The organism is Serratia sp. TSA_198.1, from assembly GCF_052686505.1.
In genome coordinates this window covers 1-16,745 of the sequence record NZ_JBQZFP010000008.1, presented here as the reverse complement: position 1 = coordinate 16,745, position 16,745 = coordinate 1, and the positions used below count along the sequence as shown (strand labels likewise).

The window sequence follows — 16,745 nt, the reverse complement described above, 5'->3', positions numbered from 1 at the left end:
GGCCGGAATTAATTTATATATTGTCGCCTTCAGATAAAGGGATCGAAATCACAAAACTAATCATCGGGAGCTCAATGGATGATGTCAGCTTCCAGGCTCGTGAAGGCGGTAACGGTCACATAGCTGAAGGATGTAGGGTCTATACTTGCTAACGACGAGCAGCCAGGAAGACGATGCGCGGGCTTGAAGCGCGAACCAAATACGGCGATAATCTGCCGCATCAGCAGTAACGAAACAGACATCGTATCAATCCCTTTCTCGTCGGGCTAACGACGCGGGAGGGATTTTTTTTTGCCAACGCCTGGTGATTTTACCGCAGGCGAAACGTTGAAATATGAGGGTTTACAATGAGCACGTTAGGCCATCAGTCCGATAATTCCTTAGTGTCCAACGCCTTTGGTTTCCTGCGCTTTCCGCTGAATTTCATGCCTTATGACAGCGATGCAGAGTGGGTCATCACCGGCATTCCATTCGATATGGCAACCTCCGGCCGCGCCGGTGGCCGTCATGGCCCTGCGGCGATCCGTCAGGTTTCCACCAATCTGGCGTGGGAAGGCAACCGCTGGCCGTGGAGCTTTGATCTGCGCGATCGTCTGAACGTGGTTGACTGCGGCGATATCGTGTTCAACTTCGGCGACGCTCAGGACATGAGCGACAAGCTGCAGGCGCACGCGGAGAAATTGCTGAAGGCCGGCAAACGCATGCTTTCATTCGGCGGTGACCACTTCGTCACGCTGCCGCTGCTGCGTGCGCACGCCAAACATTTCGGCAAACTGGCGCTGGTGCATTTTGACGCCCACACCGACACCTACGCCAACGGCAGTAAATACGACCACGGTACCATGTTCTTCCATGCGCCGAACGAAGGCCTGATTGATCCGAACCGCTCGGTGCAGATCGGTATTCGTACCGAGTTCGATCACGACAACGGTTTCACCGTGCTGGATGCCGCACAGGTTAACGATCGCAGCGTGGACGACCTGTTGACGCAGATCAAACAGATCGTCGGCGATATGCCGGTGTACCTGACCTTCGACATCGACTGTCTGGATCCGGCGTTCGCACCGGGCACCGGCACCCCGGTGATCGGCGGCCTGACCTCCGATCGCGCGCTGAAACTGGTACGCGGCATGCAGTCGCTGAACATCGTCGGCATGGACGTGGTAGAAGTGGCGCCAGCCTATGACCAATCCGAAATCACCGCGCTGGCCGCGGCGACTCTGGGCCTGGAAATGCTGTATCTGCAAGCCGCTAAAAAAACGAAATAAGTTCCTAATAGTATTAACAGGCGGCTATAGGCTGTAAACCGAGTCGTTTGTAACTGTACCATAGAGAAATACACACAACCGGTATCTATATACCCTATGGATTTCAGGTCACAGCTAGGCGCCCAGCTCGCTCATCCCCAGGAGCTTACTTTTGTAAGTGACTGGGGGGAGTGAGTGCAGGTAACAGCGCTGTGGCTTGAAAGACGACGGGTATGGAGAAAACATGCTGACCAAGCCTTCAACACGTCTTAACAAATATATCAGCGAGAGCGGTATCTGCTCCCGCCGCGATGCCGATCGTTATATCGAACAAGGCAACGTTTTTATCAATGGCAAGCGCGTTGCGCTTGGCGATCGAGTGTTTCCAGGGGACGTGGTCAAGGTCAATGGCCAACTGATTGAACCCCGCAACGAAGACAACCTGATCTTCATTGCGCTCAACAAACCGGTGGGGATTGTCAGCACCACGGAAGAGGGCGAGAAAGACAATATTGTCGATTTCGTAAACCACAGCACCCGCATCTTCCCGATCGGCCGTTTGGATAAGGATTCGCAAGGGCTGATCTTCCTGACCAACCACGGCGATCTGGTCAACAAGATCCTGCGCGCAGGCAACGATCACGAGAAAGAATATCGGGTTACGGTCAACAAACCGGTGACCGACGATTTTATCCGTGGCCTGGGGGCCGGCGTGCCGATGCTGGGCACGGTGACTAAAAAGTGCAAGGTAAAGAAAGAAGCGCCTTTTGTCTTTCGCATCGTGCTGGTCCAGGGGCTTAACCGCCAGATCCGCCGCATGTGCGAGCATTTTGGCTATGAGGTTACCAAGCTGGAACGCACTCGCATTATGAATGTCAGCATGGCCGGGCTGCCGCCGGGTGAATGGCGCGATTTAACGGATGACGAACTGGTCGAACTGTTTAAATCGATTGAGGATTCCTCCTCAGAAGCCAAGCCGGCGAAGAAGGCCAAACCTGCGGTGAAAAAACCGGCCGGCAGTGCGCCGAAAAGCGCCGATAAACCCGCCGGCAATGCGGCTGCCCGCAAGCGTTTTGCCCAGCCAGGCCGCAAAAAGAAAGGCCGCTGAGTGGTCAATAATCCCCGTTAGCCACCGCGCCGGGTGATTATTAAATAGCGATAATGAAACGCCCCCGGTCTTGATGATCGGGGGCGTTTTGCTTTATGGGGCTGCTCTCGCCAACAAAAACGACAGAACCCCGTTAACGACTTCTAATATATAAACTCACTATGAAAATCACGCCTGATATCGGTTTTTCATATCGGTGCATTTTTTCGTGATCCTTCCCACACTTGTTACGATAAAACAACCTTTCATTAACATTTGCCACCTTGCTCCCTTGACGAAAGTTTCGCCAGACTTATAGTGAGTGTATTAAATAAGAAACTGAGTTTCATATATGAAACAATCAGATAGAGGATAGAAGCAATGAGCTGGAAGAACGTGTGTGAAGTGTCTCAGGTGAAAGAAGATTTTCCTTTCTCCGCCAACGTGGAAGGGAAAGAAGTCGGGGTGTATCTGATCGACGGCAACTATTACGCGCTGGAAGACGTTTGCCCACATGCTTATGCCTTGCTCAGCCAAGGGTTTGTCGATGACGGCAAGATCGAGTGTCCGTTGCACGAAGCGCTGTTCGACGTGCGTACCGGTCAGTGTCTGCGTGAGCCAGGCGGCCGTGATCTGCAAACCTATCCCACCCGGGTGATAGACAATCAAATCCAAATCACCTTTATTGCGGAGGAGTAATCATGCAGCACATCACCGATTTCAATCCCTGGCTGCCGGACACCCAACAGGTAATCCCGGCACGCGTTGGCGGCAACGGTCAGATCCACCAACCTGGCCAATTCCAAAACGTCATCTGGCAGAACCGCAGCCGGGTACCGGACGGTTTCGAGACCGCACTGGTCGCGGCGCTGGAAGAGATCTTCGAGCAGGGTGCGGAAGAGCTTGAGCAGATCGTCAGCGCGCTGAACCAGCGCCGTCTGTTTGATCGCAGCGGCCAGCCGTGGAATGAGGCGGCGTTCCGCGAATTCCTTCACGTTAACGGTTACTGAGCAGCCCGGGAGAAGGCAATGACAGCAAACACAACATCCTCCGCACAGACTTTGCAGGACTATCTCGATCAGGGGCTGCGCGGCATGTGGTACCCGGTGCTGGCCAGTTGGGAAGTGGGCAATAATCCGGTAGGCATTACGCGTCTTGAGCAGCAGATTGTGGTGTGGCGCGACGCTGAAGGCGCGATCCACGCGCTGGAAGATCGTTGCCCGCATCGCGGCGCACGGCTTTCGATGGGCTGGAATCTGGGCGATCGCATCGCCTGCTGGTATCACGGCGTGGAGGTCGGTGGCGACGGTACGGTCAAAGACGTGCCTGCAGTCGATCGCTGCCCGCTGGTGGGGCAGAAATGCCTGCGTTCTTATCCGGCCAAAGAGGCTTACGGCGCCGTGTTCCTTTATTTCGGCATCACCGCCGACGAAGCGCCGCCGGAATTGACTTTCCCGCAGGAATTGGCGGACGAGGCGGCTTACAGCAACTTCCTGTGTACCGCCAGTTGGGACTGCAACTATCAATACGCCTTGGAAAACGTCATGGATCCCATGCACGGCACCTACCTGCATTCCTCTTCGCATTCGATGGCGGAAGGGGATCGCAAGGCGGACATGGCGCTGGAGCCGACCGATACCGGGTTCATCTTTAAGAAGAATGGCCAGATTGGCGTCAACTTTGACTGGGTAGAGTTCGGCAGCAGCGGAGCCTACTGGATGCGGCTGTCGATCCCATACAAAAAACGCTTTGGGCCGGGCGGTCACTTCTGGATCATCGGCATGGTGGTGCCGGAAGATAAAGATCATTGCCGGGTATTCTTCTGGCGTATCCGCAAGGTCAAAGACTGGCAGCGCGACATCTGGCGCTTTATGTACCGCAACCGCCTGGAAGCACTGCATTGGGACGTACTGGAACAAGATCGCATCGTGCTGGAGAACATGGCGCCAAACGCGCGTGGCCGTGAATATTTGTATCAGCATGACGTCGGCCTTTCTCGCCTGCGCCGCATGATGCAGAAAGAGGCGCAAAAACAACTGACGATGCTCGCTGAACAGGAGGCCGCGCAGTGAACGGCCTGCTGGCGGGAAAACGCATTGTGGTGACCGGCGCGGCGCGCGGTCTGGGCCGTAGCTTTGCCGGGGCCATCGCCCAGGCGGGTGGTCGGGTGGTGATGTGCGATATTCTGGCGGATGAACTGGCGGACAGCGCCGCCGGCCTGCGTGAGCAGGGAGCCGAAGTGGAAACGCAGGTTATCGATCTGGCGTCGCCGGCCTCGATCACCGCTACGTTCAGCGCCATTGCCGAAGGCGGTACGATCGACGGGCTGGTGAACAACGCGGCGCTGGCGACCGGCGTCGGCGGTAAAACCATGATGGAATACGATATTGATCTGTGGGATCGGGTCATGCAGGTTAACGTGCGCGGCACTTGGTTGGTGAGCCAGGCCGCGGTACCGCTGCTGGCGCAAAACCCGCATGCCAAGATCGTCAACGTGGCTTCGGATACCGCGCTGTGGGGCGCACCGCGCTTGATGGCCTATGTGGCCAGCAAAGGGGCGATTATCTCGATGACCCGCTCGATGGCGCGTGAACTGGGCCCGCAGGGGATTTGCGTTAATGCTATCGCGCCGGGCCTGACGCGGGTAGAAGCTACCGAATATGTGCCCGCCGAGCGCCACCAGCTGTACGAACAGGGCCGGGCGCTGGCCGGGGCGCAACATCCTGACGACGTGAACGGCACGGTGCTTTATCTGCTGTCGCCGCTGGCGAACTTCGTGACCGGTCAACTGTTGCCGGTCAACGGCGGCTTTGTCTTTAACTAATCTACATTTTATTAGCCAGGAGCAGCACATGGCAGACGATCAAGCGTGTAAATATCTGATCCCGGGGCTGGATCGCGGGTTGCAGCTGCTGCTGGCGTTTGGCGAGCAGCACAAGGAAATGACCTTTGCAGAATTACATCGCCTGGTCGATATGCCGAAGGCGACCGCCTACCGCGTGGTGCAAACGCTGGAACATCTGGGTTTTCTGGAGCGTAACCCGCGCACCAACACCTTTGCACTGGGCATCAAGGTGCTGCGGCTCGGTTTTGAATATATCGCCTCGCTGGATGTGGCGCAGGCCGGCCAACCGGTGATCGAACAGCTGCGCGACCGCAGCCAATGCAGCAGTCACCTGGCGATCCGCGATGAGCGCGATGTGATCTACATCGCCCGCGTCAGCGCCGCCGGTTCGCAAATCAATCAGGTCAGCGTCGGCACTCGCCTGCCGGTGCACCAGACTTCGCTCGGCCGCATGCTGCTGACCAGCGCCACCCGCGAAGAGTTCGAACTGTTGTACCCGCAAGAACAATTGCCGGGCAGCGGGCCGGGCACCCCGGCGGATCGTGAAACCTTGTGGCAAATGGTTCAGCAGGACAAAGCGCGCGGCTATGTGATCGGCGAATCGTTTTTCCGCCACGGCATTTCTTCGATCGTCTATCCGATCTTCAACCGCGAGCAGCGGGTTGAGGCTGTGGTCAGCATTATGGTGCCGTTCGATGAGATCCCGAAAGCGGATCGCGAACGGTTGCGCAAGGAGGTGCGGGATGCCGCAGAGAAAATCTCCGGCTTCCTGGGCGCACCGCCGCAGGCAAACGTCGGTTAACTGACGACACCGACTCTTTTACTCAGGCAGGGATAAGGTCCACACCAATCAGGGGCCGGGGTTCGATCATGCCTGAAAAACGCATTCAGCGAGAACGTGAGGCACAATAATGAGCGTAATCGGAATCGAAAAACTGGAATTTGGCGTCGAAGATCTGCCAACTTGCGAAAAGTTCATGCAGGACTTCGGCCTGCAGGCGGCGCAGCAGCATTGGGGGGAACGCCAGCGCGAATTCACTACCCTGAGCGGTGCGCGCGTGGTGTTGCATCCGTTGCAAAGCGAAGCATTGCCGGCGGCATTTGAGGGCGGGTCCACTCTGCGCCGGATGACCTGGGGCGTCGGCAGCCCAAGCGAATTGGCGACCCTGGCGCTGTTGTTGGCGCAGATGCCGGGTTTCCGCCAGGTGGGGGAAGAGCTGGAGTGCCGCGATCCGAACGGCATGACGCTGCGCTTTAGCGTCAGCCAACAGCGCGATGTCGAGTTGCCGGTATCGCCGATCAACCAATGGGGTGACGTGCGCCGCATCGATCAGCCCAGCCCAGTATATGCGCAGGCGCAACCGATCAACATCGGCCACGTGGTGTTCTTCGTCGAGGATCTTGCCGCCACCGAAAAATTTTACCGTGAAGCGCTGGGTTTTCAGGTGTCGGATCGTTATATCGACCGCGCGGTGTTCCTGCGGACCCAGGCGCGCGGCGGCCATCACAATCTGTTCCTGCTGAAACTGCCTAATCGCCCGCGTGGCCTCAATCACGTGGCCTTTACCGTGCGCGATATCCACGAGGTGATCGGTGGCGGCATCGCCATGAACAAAGAGAAGTGGAGCACGTTCATCGGCCCTGGTCGCCACCCGATTTCCTCGGCCTATTTCTGGTACGTCAACAGCCCGACCGGCGGCGCATTCGAGTACTACACCAACGACGATTACCTGACCGAAAACTGGCAACCGCGCGAATTGGAGCACTCACTGGTGTCGTTCACCGAGTGGGCGGTGGAAGGCGGTATCGACCACGACACGCGTCGCCAGCAGAAAAAACCGGAGGCGCTATGAGCCAGCCAGTGCAGGCGGGCATCGTGATTATCGGCGGCGGGCAGGCCGGCGGTTGGGCGGCGAAAACGCTGCGCGATCGGGGTTACGCGGGCCGGCTGACGGTGATCAGCGACGAACCCTATGATTTTTACGAACGCCCGCCGCTTTCCAAGGCGGCGTTGCTGGACGGCAATGCGCCGCTCAGTAGGCTATTCAGCGAACAGGTGGTCGCGGGGTTGAACATCGACTGGTGTCGCCCGTTGCGTGCCGAAGCCATTGATGGGCAGCAGCAAATCGTCACGCTCAGCGACGGGCGGCAGTTGCAGTTTGATCAACTGTTGATCGCCACCGGCGGCCGGCCACGCCTGCCGGACGCCCGTTGGGCCAGCCATCCGCGGGTGATGACGCTGCGCTCCTGGGACGATGCGGCAAAACTGCGCCAGGCGTTGCAAGGGTGTCGCCAGTTGGCGATCGTCGGCGGCGGCTGGATTGGGCTGGAGATCGCCGCTTCCGCCCGGCGGCTCGGTGCCGAGGTGACGGTGTTTGAGCGCCAGCCCGCGTTATGCATGCGCAGCGTAGGCGCGGATGTTTCACAGGCGTTGCTCGAGCTGCATCAGCAGCAGGGCGTAACGGTACGCTGCGGCTGCGGCGAGATCTCGCTGGAAGATCGCGACGGCGCTGCGTGGATCGGCAGTGAAAGCAGCGATCCTCAGGCTTTCGATCTGGTGGTCGTGGGGATCGGCGTCGAACTTAACCTCGAGCTGGCTCACAGTGCCGGGCTGAAGGTCGACGCCGGTATCGTGATCGACGGCCAGGGGCGCACCAGCCACCCGGCCATTTTCGCCGCCGGCGATGTGGCGCGCCACCCGACGCTTGGCCTGTGCCTGCAGTCCTGGGCCTATGCGCAGAACCAGGCGATCAGCACCGCTTGTGCGATGCTGGATGCCTTTGCCGCCCCTTACAACGATGTGGCCTGGCTGTGGTCGGATCAATACGACACCAATATTCAGATCCTCGGCGTGCCGATCGGCGGGGTGCATCACGTGGTGCGCCGCACGCCGCAGTCGCAGGTGTTCTTTACGCTCAACGCCGACCGGCAACTGGTGCAGATGGTGGCGTTTAACGACGCGCGCACCATCAAGCTGGGCAAACGCTGGCTGGCCGGCGGGCGGGTGCTGGAGCCGCAGCAGTTGGCGGACGCGGAATTTTCTCTGATGGCGTTGAAATAACGCCCGAACCTCGGGAGCGTTTTATGACTACGCAAGACATTGACGCCCGCGCTGGACGGGTGGGGGATACCGTTGCCGAAAATCCGCAGCAACGGGTGCGCTGGTCGGTGCCGATCGCGCTGTTCGCCTGCGTGCTGCTGGCGTTTTTCGACAAGATCAGCATTGCGGCGCTGTTTTCCGACAGCGAGTTCCAGCAGGCGCTGGGCATCAGTTTTGATCCGGCGCGGCTCGGCTTGCTGATGAGTGCGTTTTTGTTCTCTTACGGCATATCTTCCATGCTGTTGAGCGGCATTGGCGACCGGCTGAATCCGGTTAAGGTGCTGATCGGCATGATGGTGGTGTGGGGCGTGCTGATGGTGTTGATGGGGTTGTCCCGTTCTTATCACACCATGATGACGCTGCGCATCCTGCTCGGCATCGCGGAAGGGCCGCTGTTGCCGATGGCATACGCCATTATCCGCCAGGCTTTCCCGCAGCGGTTGCAGGCTCGCGCCACCATGTTATGGCTGCTTGGTACGCCGCTGGGGGCCGCACTCGGTTTCCCGGTCACGCTGTATATCCTCAATACCTTCGATTGGCAGACCACCTTCTTCTTTATGGCGTTTCTGACGCTGCCGGTGATGCTGTTGGTGCTGTTTGGCATGCGTCATCTGAACGTGGCGCGCCCGGCAGCCAAAACCGATGCGCAACCTGTGGCGGCGGAGCGTAAACAGCAGCGCCGGGAACTGTTGCGCAATCCGCATTTCTGGATGATCTGCCTGTTTAATATCGCCTTCCTGACCTACCTGTGGGGGATGAACGGCTGGCTGCCCAGCTACCTGATCAAGGGGAAAGGCATCCATCTGGAACATGCCGGTTACCTGTCTTCGTTGCCGTTTATCGCCATGCTGCTCGGCGAGGTGGTCGGTGCCTGGCTGTCGGACAAGCTGGATCGTCGCGCGCTGGCCTGCTTTGTCTCGCTGTGCGGCGCCGGGCTGGGGTTGGCCGTGGTATTGCATCTGCAGGGCACCTACAGCGTGATTGCCGCGATGGCCTTCAGCACCTTTATGTGGGGCGCCGGTGCGCCGAACATCTTTGCGCTGCTGGCGAAAGCCACCAGCAGCAAGGTCAGCGCCACCGCAGGCGGTATTTTTAACGGATTGGGCAATTTTGCCGGCGCGTTGGCGCCGGTGCTGATGGGGGCGCTGATCGCCGCCAGCGGCAACATGGATAACGGCCTGCTGTTCCTGGTGGTGATGGCCTTCATCGGCTGCATCATCCTGCTGCCGTTGCTGAAAAAATACTGATTTATCTATGGCTACAGAGGAGTGACAACATGTCCCAGGTTGAGAAACAAGCCGGCGTCAAGCCGCAGGATCAGTCGATAGAGAATTGGGTGGAATCGCGTATCGCCCGCTTTGAAGGCCGTAAATATGACTGGAATGCGTTGAAGTTCCAGGCCGACTACGACCCGAAATACCGTCGTGCGCAGATGCGTTACATCGGCACAGGTGCTACCGGGGTGGTTAACGACACCAACACCATTCCGGCGGGAAACTTCACCTTCTCCACCATGGTGCTGCCGTCAAAATGCGAAGGGCCGCTGCACCTGCACGACGACGTGGAAGAGGTGTTCTTTATGCTCAAAGGCAGCATCACGCTGATGATCCAGGACGGTACGGAATACTACGAAACCAAGCTGAAAGAGCGCGATCTGATCTCGGTGCCGGCCGGTGTCTACCGTGGGTTGTTCAACCACGGCGAGGAAGAGGCGCTGATGTGCGTGATGCTTGGCACGGCCAAACCGGAAACGCCGACCTACCCGGCCGATCACCCGTTATCCAAAGTGAAGCGTAACTGATGAACGGCCTGGCACAACGTCAGCAGCGGCGCTGCGGGGGGTACTCCCTCAGTTGGCGCGAAGCGGGACAGGGCCGGCCGGTGGTGTTGCTGCACGGCATCAGCTCAGGCTCAGCTTCGTGGATCAAGCAGTTTAACGACGCTGGGTTGACCGACGGCCACCGTCTGCTGGCCTGGGACGCTCCCGGCTATGGTGGCAGCCTGCCGCTGGCCTCCGCTGAGCCGGACGCTGCCGCCTATGCCGCTGCGCTGGCCGCGCTGGTGGCCGAACTGGGGCTGGAGCAGCCGCTGATTGTTGGCCACTCGCTCGGCGCGTTGATCGCCAGCGCCTATGCCGCAGGTTATCCGGACGGGTTGTGTGGGCTGGTGTTGGCGGACCCCGCACAGGGCTATGCCACGGCGCCGGAGGAAAAACGCCGACAGGTTTACAGCCAGCGTAAACAGATGATTGAAACGTTGGGGCCGCTGGGCTACGGCGAACAGCGGGCGGCTGCGCTGCTGAGTGACGAGGCGTCGGAACAGGATATCGCCTGGGTGCGCAACGGCATGCAGCAGCTCGATCCCGAGGGCTTCCTCAGCGCCGCCTGGATGCTGGCCCACGAGGATATCGGCCGCTATTTGACGCGTTATCGCGGCCCGCTGGAAGTGTGGTGCGGTGATAAAGACCGCATCACGCCCCCCGAGGCGGCCGCGAGGCTGGCGCAACAGCATGACGCGCCGCTGCGCCTGATTGACGGCGCGGGGCATGCCAGCTATCTCGAGGCGCCTGTGCTGTTTAACCGCTATCTGCAGGATTTTACGGGAGCAATTCAACCATGAATTTTCAGCTTGAGGATCGGGTCGCGGTCGTCACCGGCGGCTCGTCGGGCATTGGCTTCGAAACCCTGCGTCTGCTGCTGGCTGAAGGGGCGAAGGTGGCGTTTTGCGGCCGCAATGCGGACAAACTGGCCGGCGCGGCAGCCAGCCTGCGCAATGAATTCCCGCAGGCGCAAGTGCTGGCGCTGTGCTGCGACGTGCTCGATGAGCTGCAGGTGGCGCAGTTCGCTGAACGGGTGGCCGCGCATTTCGGCGGCGTTGATCTGCTGATCAATAACGCCGGTCAGGGATTCGTCGCCCATTTTGACCAAACGCCGCGCGCCGCCTGGCTGCATGAGGCGGAGCTGAAGCTGTTCGGCGTGATTAACCCGGTACAGGCGTTTCTACCGGCTTTGGAGCGCTCGGACATTGCCTCAATCACCTGTGTGAATTCGCTGCTGGCGCTGCAGCCGGAAGAACACATGATCGCCACCTCGGCGGCGCGCGCCGCGCTGTTAAACCTGACGCTGACGCTGTCGAAAGAGCTGGTGGAGAAGGGCATTCGCGTTAATTCGATTCTGCTGGGCATGGTCGAGTCCGGCCAGTGGCGGCGGCGTTTCGAGGAGCGCAGCGACAAGGATCAAAGTTGGGAACAATGGACGGCGGCGATCGCCGAACGGCGCGGCATTCCGATGAAACGCCTCGGTAAGCCGCAGGAACCGGCGCGGGCGTTGCTGTTCCTTGCCTCGCCGTTAGCGTCCTTTACCACCGGTGCGGCGCTCGACGTCTCCGGCGGATTTAACCGCCATCTGTAATGGCTGGGAGCTGAAAAATGAAGAACATCATGATGATTGGCTACGGCGCGATGGCGAAGGAAGTGCTTTCCCGCCTGCCGGAGGGCGTCTGCGTCGGCTGGATTGTGGCGCGCGCGGCCCATCATGCGGCTATCAATAGTGCTTTCGACGGCAAAGTGCAGGCCTTGACGCACCCGGATCACTGTACCGGGCAGCCGGATCTGGTGCTGGAGTGCGCCAGCCAGCAGGCGGTGGCGGAGTTTGGCGAGGCGGTGGTGAAACGCGGCTGGTCGTTGGCGGTGATCTCTACCGGTGCGCTGGCGGATGCGGCGCTGCAACTCAGGTTGCAGCAGGCCGGTCGGCAATATCAGGGGCGGGTGATTGTGCTGTCCGGTGCGGTGGCGGGCATGGACGGGTTGGCGTCGGCGCGCGAGGGCGGGCTGGACAGCGTCACCTATCAGGCCAGTAAAAGCCCCGCCAGTTGGCGCGGCAGCCTGGCAGAAAAACTGATCGACCTCGATACGGTCAGCGAGGCGCGGGTGTTCTTTGAAGGCTCGGCACGCGAAGCGGCGCGGCTGTTTCCGGCTAATGCCAACGTGGCGGCGACCATCGCGCTGAACGGGCTGGGTATGGACGCTACGCGGGTGCGATTGCAGGTCGATCCGCATACCCGGCGCAATACTCACCGGCTGCAGGTGCGCGGCAGCTTCGGTGAGTTCCATATAGAGCTGAGCGGCAACCCGCTGGCGAGCAATCCCAAGACATCAACCCTGGCGGCGCTGAGTGCGGTACAAGCCTGTCGCCGTCTGATCGACGGTGGCTTTATTGCCTGAACGGCAGGAGCGGAGCATGGAAAAGTTAAAGATTTTTGTGGCTGGGCGCTGGTGCGAAGGCCGGGGCGATGAAATGGCCTCGGTATTCCCGGCCGACGGCAGCATCAATGCGCGGCTGAATGCCGCCAGCGTTGAGGACGTGAATGAGGCGGTGGAAGCGGCGGAGCGCGCCTGGCGCGCCCCCGAGTGGCGCGGGCTGGTGCCGCACCAGCGCGCCTCGATCCTCTATCGCGTCAGCAACCTGATTCTGGCGCAGCAGGAACAGCTGGCGCAGTTGCAAACCCGCGACAACGGCAAGCCGTTGGCGGAAACCCGTGGTCTGGTGGCCAGCGCGGCAGCCACTGCCCGCTATTTCGCCGCCGCCTGCGAAGTGCTGGAGGGCGAGCTGCCCACCCAGCGCAGCGCCGAAGTGATGACCCTGAGCCAGTATCAGCCGATGGGCGTTATCGCCGCCATCACGCCGTGGAACTCGCCTATTGCCAGTGAAATGCAAAAGGTGGCCCCGGCGCTGGCCGCGGGCAATGCGGTGATCCTCAAGCCGGCCGAAGCCACGCCGCTGATGGCGCTAAAACTGGCGGAGCTGTTCGAACAGGCGGGGCTGCCTGCCGGGCTGCTCAGCGTGCTGCCGGGCAAAGGCTCGGTGATTGGCGAAGCGCTGGCGCGTCATCCGTTGGTGAAAAAGATTTCCTTTACCGGCGGCACCAGTACCGGCCGCCATCTGGCGCATATTGCCGCTGAAAAACTGATCCCCACCTCGCTGGAACTGGGCGGCAAGTCGCCGACCATCGTGTTGGAAGACGCTGATCTGGAACAGGCGGCGCGCGGGATTTGTTACGGCATTTTCAGCTCAGCCGGGCAGGCGTGCATCGCCGGTTCGCGGTTGTTTGTACAGCGTTCGCTGTACCAGCCTCTGCTGGCGCGCCTGAGTGAGCTGGCGGCGGGATTGCGGGTGGGCAACCCGCTGACGCCGGGGGTGCATCTTGGTCCGCTGATTAACGACAAACATCGCCAGAGCGTGGCGGACTATGTGGCGCTGGCGCAGCAAGAGGGCGGGCGGGTCGTGATTGGCGGCGAAGCACCGGCCGATCCGCTGCTGGCGGGCGGCAGCTATTACCTGCCGACGATTATCGACGGGTTGAGCAACAGCGCCCGCGCTTGCCAGGAAGAGATCTTTGGCCCGGTGCTGGTGGCGCTGCCGTTCGACGACGAACAGCAGTTGATCGAACAGGCCAATGACTCGGTGTACGGCTTGGCGGCCGGGATCTGGAGCCGTGACTTCCCACGGGCAATGGCGCTGGCGGAGCAATTGGAAACCGGCACGGTGTGGATCAATACCTACAAAACATTTTCTATTTCTACGCCTTTCGGCGGTTTCAAAGAGAGCGGTCTGGGCCGCGAAAAGGGCCTGCACGGCATCAAAGCCTACATGCAGCAGAAAAGCTTGTATCTGGCGCTGAGCCATCAGGTGAACCGCTGGAGCGATTAGCTTTGGTCGACGGTGCGTACCCCTATAACGAACATAATGAGAAGGCAGATGATGAGCGATAAAATAACGGTTGGTGAAGCGATAGCCCGGACGCTGGAGCAATACGAGGTGTCGGCGATGTACGGCATCATTTCGATCCACAATCTGCCGATTGCCGATGCGGTGGGGCAGCGCGGAAAAATCCGCTTCGTACCGGCACGCGGCGAAGCGGGGGCGGTCACCATGGCCGACGCTCACGGGCGCTTTTCCGGCCTGGGCGTGGCGCTGACCAGCACCGGCGCAGGGGCCGGCAATGCGGTCGGCGCGATGATCGAGGCGTTAAACGCCAACACGCCGCTGCTGCACATTACCGGCCAGGTGGAAAAAGCATATCTGGATGCCGACGCCGGGTTTATTCATGAAACCCGCGATCAGCTCGGTTTCCTGCGCGCCTGTTCCAAGCGCGCTTACCGGGTGAATTCCCCGGAGCAGGCGGTGGCGGTGATCCAGCGGGCGATCCTGGATGCGCAGACCCTGCCTTGCGGCCCGGTGGCGGTAGAGATCCCGATCGATATTCAAAGCAGCCTGGTGTCCAGTTCGGTGCTGAGTCGGCCGTTAGCGCCCGCGCCACTGCCGCCGGCGGATGATGAGGCGGTAGAACGTCTGTATCAGCGGGTGAAAAGTGCCAAACGGCCGCTGTTGTGGCTGGGGGGCGGGGCGCTTGCCTGCAGCGATGCGGTGCGCAAGCTGGCCGACGCCGGTGTGGCGGTGATCTCCAGCACCCACGGACGCGGCATTCTGCCGGACAGCCATCCGCGTAGCCTGAGGGCGTTTCATAATTCGCCGAGCATTGAGGCGATCCTGACGCAGTGCGATCTGACGCTGGTGGCCGGTTCGCGCCTGCGCAGCAACGAAACCCGCACCTGGACGTTGCCGCTGCCGCGCCCGTTGGTGCAGATTGATATCGATCCGGCGGCGGGCAACCGCAACTATCTGGCCGATGAGCAAATCAACGGCGACTGCGCCGCATTGCTTAACGCGCTGGCCACCCGGTTGGGCCCGTGCGAGAAGGTGAATGCCGACTGGGATGCCGAGATCGCCTCTGCGGTGCGGCAGGCGGAAAGCGCGTTGCGCGAGCAGTCGGGAGAATATGCCAAACTGAACGACGCCATTGCCGCCGCGTTGCCGCAGGATGGGCTGTTGGTGCGCGATATCACCGTGTCCGGCAGCGTATGGGGCAGCCGTTTGTTCCGCGCGATTTCGCCGCTTTGCAACATTCACTCGTTGGCCGGGGCGATCGGCATGGGCCTGCCGATGGCGATCGGCACCGCGATCGCTAACCCGCAGCGCAAGGTGGTTGGGCTGGTGGGCGACGGCGGGCTGGCGTTGGGGCTGGGAGAACTGGCGACGATGGCGCAGGAGCAGGCCAATATCACGCTGCTTATCATGAACGACGGCGGGTATGGCGTGATGCGCGGTATTCAGGATAAATACTTCGCCGGCCGCCAGTATTACAACGAGCTGCATACCCCGGCGTTTACGCTGGTCGCCGAGGCGATGGGGTTGAAGGCCTGGAAGGTGGACAGTGCGGCGCAGTTCAAGGGCGTGCTGGCGGAAGCGATTAACTATCCGGGGCCGTCGGTGGTGGAGGTGGATATGAACAGTATCGGGCCGCTGACCTTCGCCGGGCCGCCGCAGAAGTCGTTGTATTAAGAGATAAAAAATGCCCGGCGGACGCCGGGCTTTGAGGTTTACTTGCCTGCCGCGATGCGGTCGCGAATATGCTGCGCACGCTCTTCGGAGGCCGGGTGATCGTCGAACATGCTGCTTTGACGACCGGCTTCCATTTTCGCCAGTTTTTCAAAGCTGGTGACCAGGCCGTTAGGATCGATACCGCGTTTTTTCAGCAGATCGAACGAATAATCGTCCGCTTCGCTTTCCTGTTTCTGCGAGAACTGGGCGTTAACCAGTTTTTCGCCCACATCCGCCAGTTGTGATTGCGACAGCGAACCTATGATGCCGCCGGTTGAGGATGCCGCAGTGCGCAGCGCCACAGTGCCGTAAGCGACCTGCATCGCCTTGCGGGTATGGCCCAGCGCCACGTGGCCCATTTCATGGCCCAGCACGCCTTCCACTTCGTTGTCGGTCATCATGTCCATCAGCCCGCTGTAAACGCGGATACAGCCGTTGGCCATCGCCCAGGCGTTCACGTCTTTGGTGACGTAAACCTTGTAGTTGGCCGGCGTGCCGTTGATATTATCTCCCAGCGCCGCCGCGATTTTGTTCAGACGTTTGGCGTAGGTGCTGTCGGCAGGCGCGATTTGTGCCTTGCTGTCCATCTCTGCGCAGGATTTAACACTCAGGGTTTTTACGTCGTCATTGCTCAGCGTTGCCGCCTGAAACGCCTGCGCCCCAGACTGCATCAGCGTATCGGTATTCAGGTTTTGACAGCCGCTCACCAAAGTGGCAATGCTTAATGCAATCAAAGAGGTACGAATCTTCATAAGGCCATCTTCCTGTAATGGTAACAAGGGGGAGTGCGATTGTAGTTTAGGGGGAAATCTTGTCGCATGAGACTAGTGTACGTCAGCAATCGGGAGAATAGTGTTATTCCGAAAAAACGGCCGATCGTGCTAATAAGTTGTGAACTCGCTCTCATTTGGCATTAGGGATTGCCGTTTTAATGCTGAGTCTGAGAAAATAGAAAACTTGACTGATTTTTTAATCCGACCTGGAGTAAAACATGTCCTCTCGTAAAGAGCTTGCCAACGCCATCCGC

General features: G+C 59.9%; 18 protein-coding genes. 16 read left to right on the top strand and 2 right to left on the bottom strand.

Annotation, left to right across the window (positions count from 1 at the left end):
• Window positions 1–71: 71 nt before the first annotated feature.
• Window positions 72–242, bottom strand: coding sequence for a hypothetical protein (locus ACUTSW_RS22695; RefSeq protein ID WP_161941312.1), 171 nt, complete (start codon window positions 240–242; stop codon window positions 72–74).
• A 105-nt stretch (window positions 243–347) separates the two neighbouring features.
• On the opposite strand from ACUTSW_RS22695, the gene speB reads away from it, so the two are divergent.
• The 16 genes from speB (at window position 348) to ACUTSW_RS22615 (ending at window position 15,679) form a co-directional block, all read left to right on the top strand.
• A complete protein-coding gene (speB, locus tag ACUTSW_RS22690) occupies window positions 348–1,268 on the top strand; it encodes an agmatinase (RefSeq protein WP_062868575.1) in 921 nt (306 codons plus the stop codon).
• Between the two features lie 223 nt (window positions 1,269–1,491).
• Window positions 1,492–2,355: a 23S rRNA pseudouridine(2604) synthase RluF gene (gene rluF / locus ACUTSW_RS22685; RefSeq protein WP_197929663.1), complete on the top strand. Its 864-nt coding sequence runs from the start codon at window positions 1,492–1,494 to the stop codon at window positions 2,353–2,355.
• Between the two features lie 360 nt (window positions 2,356–2,715).
• A complete protein-coding gene (locus ACUTSW_RS22680; protein WP_004947822.1) occupies window positions 2,716–3,033 on the top strand; it encodes a non-heme iron oxygenase ferredoxin subunit in 318 nt (105 codons plus the stop codon).
• A 2-nt stretch (window positions 3,034–3,035) separates the two neighbouring features.
• Window positions 3,036–3,344 (top strand): recombinase-like helix-turn-helix domain-containing protein, encoded by a 309-nt coding sequence (locus ACUTSW_RS22675; RefSeq protein WP_062868571.1) that lies wholly within the window; start codon window positions 3,036–3,038, stop codon window positions 3,342–3,344.
• 18 nt (window positions 3,345–3,362) lie between these two features.
• Window positions 3,363–4,406 (top strand): Rieske 2Fe-2S domain-containing protein, encoded by a 1,044-nt coding sequence (locus ACUTSW_RS22670; protein ID WP_445585433.1) that lies wholly within the window; start codon window positions 3,363–3,365, stop codon window positions 4,404–4,406.
• Window positions 4,403–5,158, top strand: a complete 756-nt coding sequence (locus ACUTSW_RS22665; RefSeq protein ID WP_062868569.1) for an SDR family oxidoreductase — start codon at window positions 4,403–4,405, stop codon at window positions 5,156–5,158. The genes ACUTSW_RS22670 and ACUTSW_RS22665 overlap by 4 nt, the downstream gene beginning before the upstream one ends.
• A gap of 28 nt (window positions 5,159–5,186) precedes the next feature.
• Window positions 5,187–5,981 carry an IclR family transcriptional regulator gene (locus ACUTSW_RS22660; protein WP_004947809.1) on the top strand — a complete coding sequence of 265 codons (795 nt, stop codon included), beginning with the start codon at window positions 5,187–5,189 and terminating at the stop codon, window positions 5,979–5,981.
• A 109-nt stretch (window positions 5,982–6,090) separates the two neighbouring features.
• The gene (locus tag ACUTSW_RS22655; RefSeq protein WP_445585432.1) at window positions 6,091–7,032 is read left to right on the top strand and encodes a VOC family protein; all 942 of its coding nucleotides are present in this window, start codon (window positions 6,091–6,093) and stop codon (window positions 7,030–7,032) included.
• Entirely contained in the window at window positions 7,029–8,240 is a 1,212-nt protein-coding gene (locus tag ACUTSW_RS22650) for an NAD(P)/FAD-dependent oxidoreductase (RefSeq protein WP_063200541.1), read from the top strand. Before ACUTSW_RS22655 ends, ACUTSW_RS22650 begins: the two co-directional genes overlap by 4 nt.
• A 23-nt stretch (window positions 8,241–8,263) precedes the next feature.
• Entirely contained in the window at window positions 8,264–9,526 is a 1,263-nt protein-coding gene (locus tag ACUTSW_RS22645) for an MFS transporter (RefSeq protein ID WP_208904387.1), read from the top strand.
• Between the two features lie 29 nt (window positions 9,527–9,555).
• Window positions 9,556–10,080, top strand: a complete 525-nt coding sequence (locus ACUTSW_RS22640) for a cupin domain-containing protein (RefSeq protein ID WP_017893910.1) — start codon at window positions 9,556–9,558, stop codon at window positions 10,078–10,080.
• Window positions 10,080–10,898 (top strand): alpha/beta fold hydrolase, encoded by an 819-nt coding sequence (locus tag ACUTSW_RS22635; protein WP_445585431.1) that lies wholly within the window; start codon window positions 10,080–10,082, stop codon window positions 10,896–10,898. The genes ACUTSW_RS22640 and ACUTSW_RS22635 overlap by 1 nt, the downstream gene beginning before the upstream one ends.
• Entirely contained in the window at window positions 10,895–11,689 is a 795-nt protein-coding gene (locus tag ACUTSW_RS22630; RefSeq protein WP_445585430.1) for an SDR family oxidoreductase, read from the top strand. Before ACUTSW_RS22635 ends, ACUTSW_RS22630 begins: the two co-directional genes overlap by 4 nt.
• A 17-nt stretch (window positions 11,690–11,706) precedes the next feature.
• Window positions 11,707–12,501, top strand: a complete 795-nt coding sequence (locus tag ACUTSW_RS22625; RefSeq protein WP_006327812.1) for an aspartate dehydrogenase — start codon at window positions 11,707–11,709, stop codon at window positions 12,499–12,501.
• A 16-nt stretch (window positions 12,502–12,517) separates the two neighbouring features.
• A complete protein-coding gene (locus tag ACUTSW_RS22620; RefSeq protein ID WP_445585429.1) occupies window positions 12,518–13,987 on the top strand; it encodes an aldehyde dehydrogenase in 1,470 nt (489 codons plus the stop codon).
• Between the two features lie 51 nt (window positions 13,988–14,038).
• On the top strand, window positions 14,039–15,679 hold the full coding sequence (locus ACUTSW_RS22615; protein WP_445585470.1) for a thiamine pyrophosphate-binding protein: 1,641 nt from the start codon (window positions 14,039–14,041) through the stop codon (window positions 15,677–15,679).
• A gap of 38 nt (window positions 15,680–15,717) precedes the next feature.
• Here ACUTSW_RS22615 and ACUTSW_RS22610 read toward each other — a convergent pair whose 3' ends face one another.
• On the bottom strand, window positions 15,718–16,470 hold the full coding sequence (locus tag ACUTSW_RS22610; protein WP_004947785.1) for a M48 family metallopeptidase: 753 nt from the start codon (window positions 16,468–16,470) through the stop codon (window positions 15,718–15,720).
• Between the last annotated feature and the right edge of the window lie 275 nt (window positions 16,471–16,745).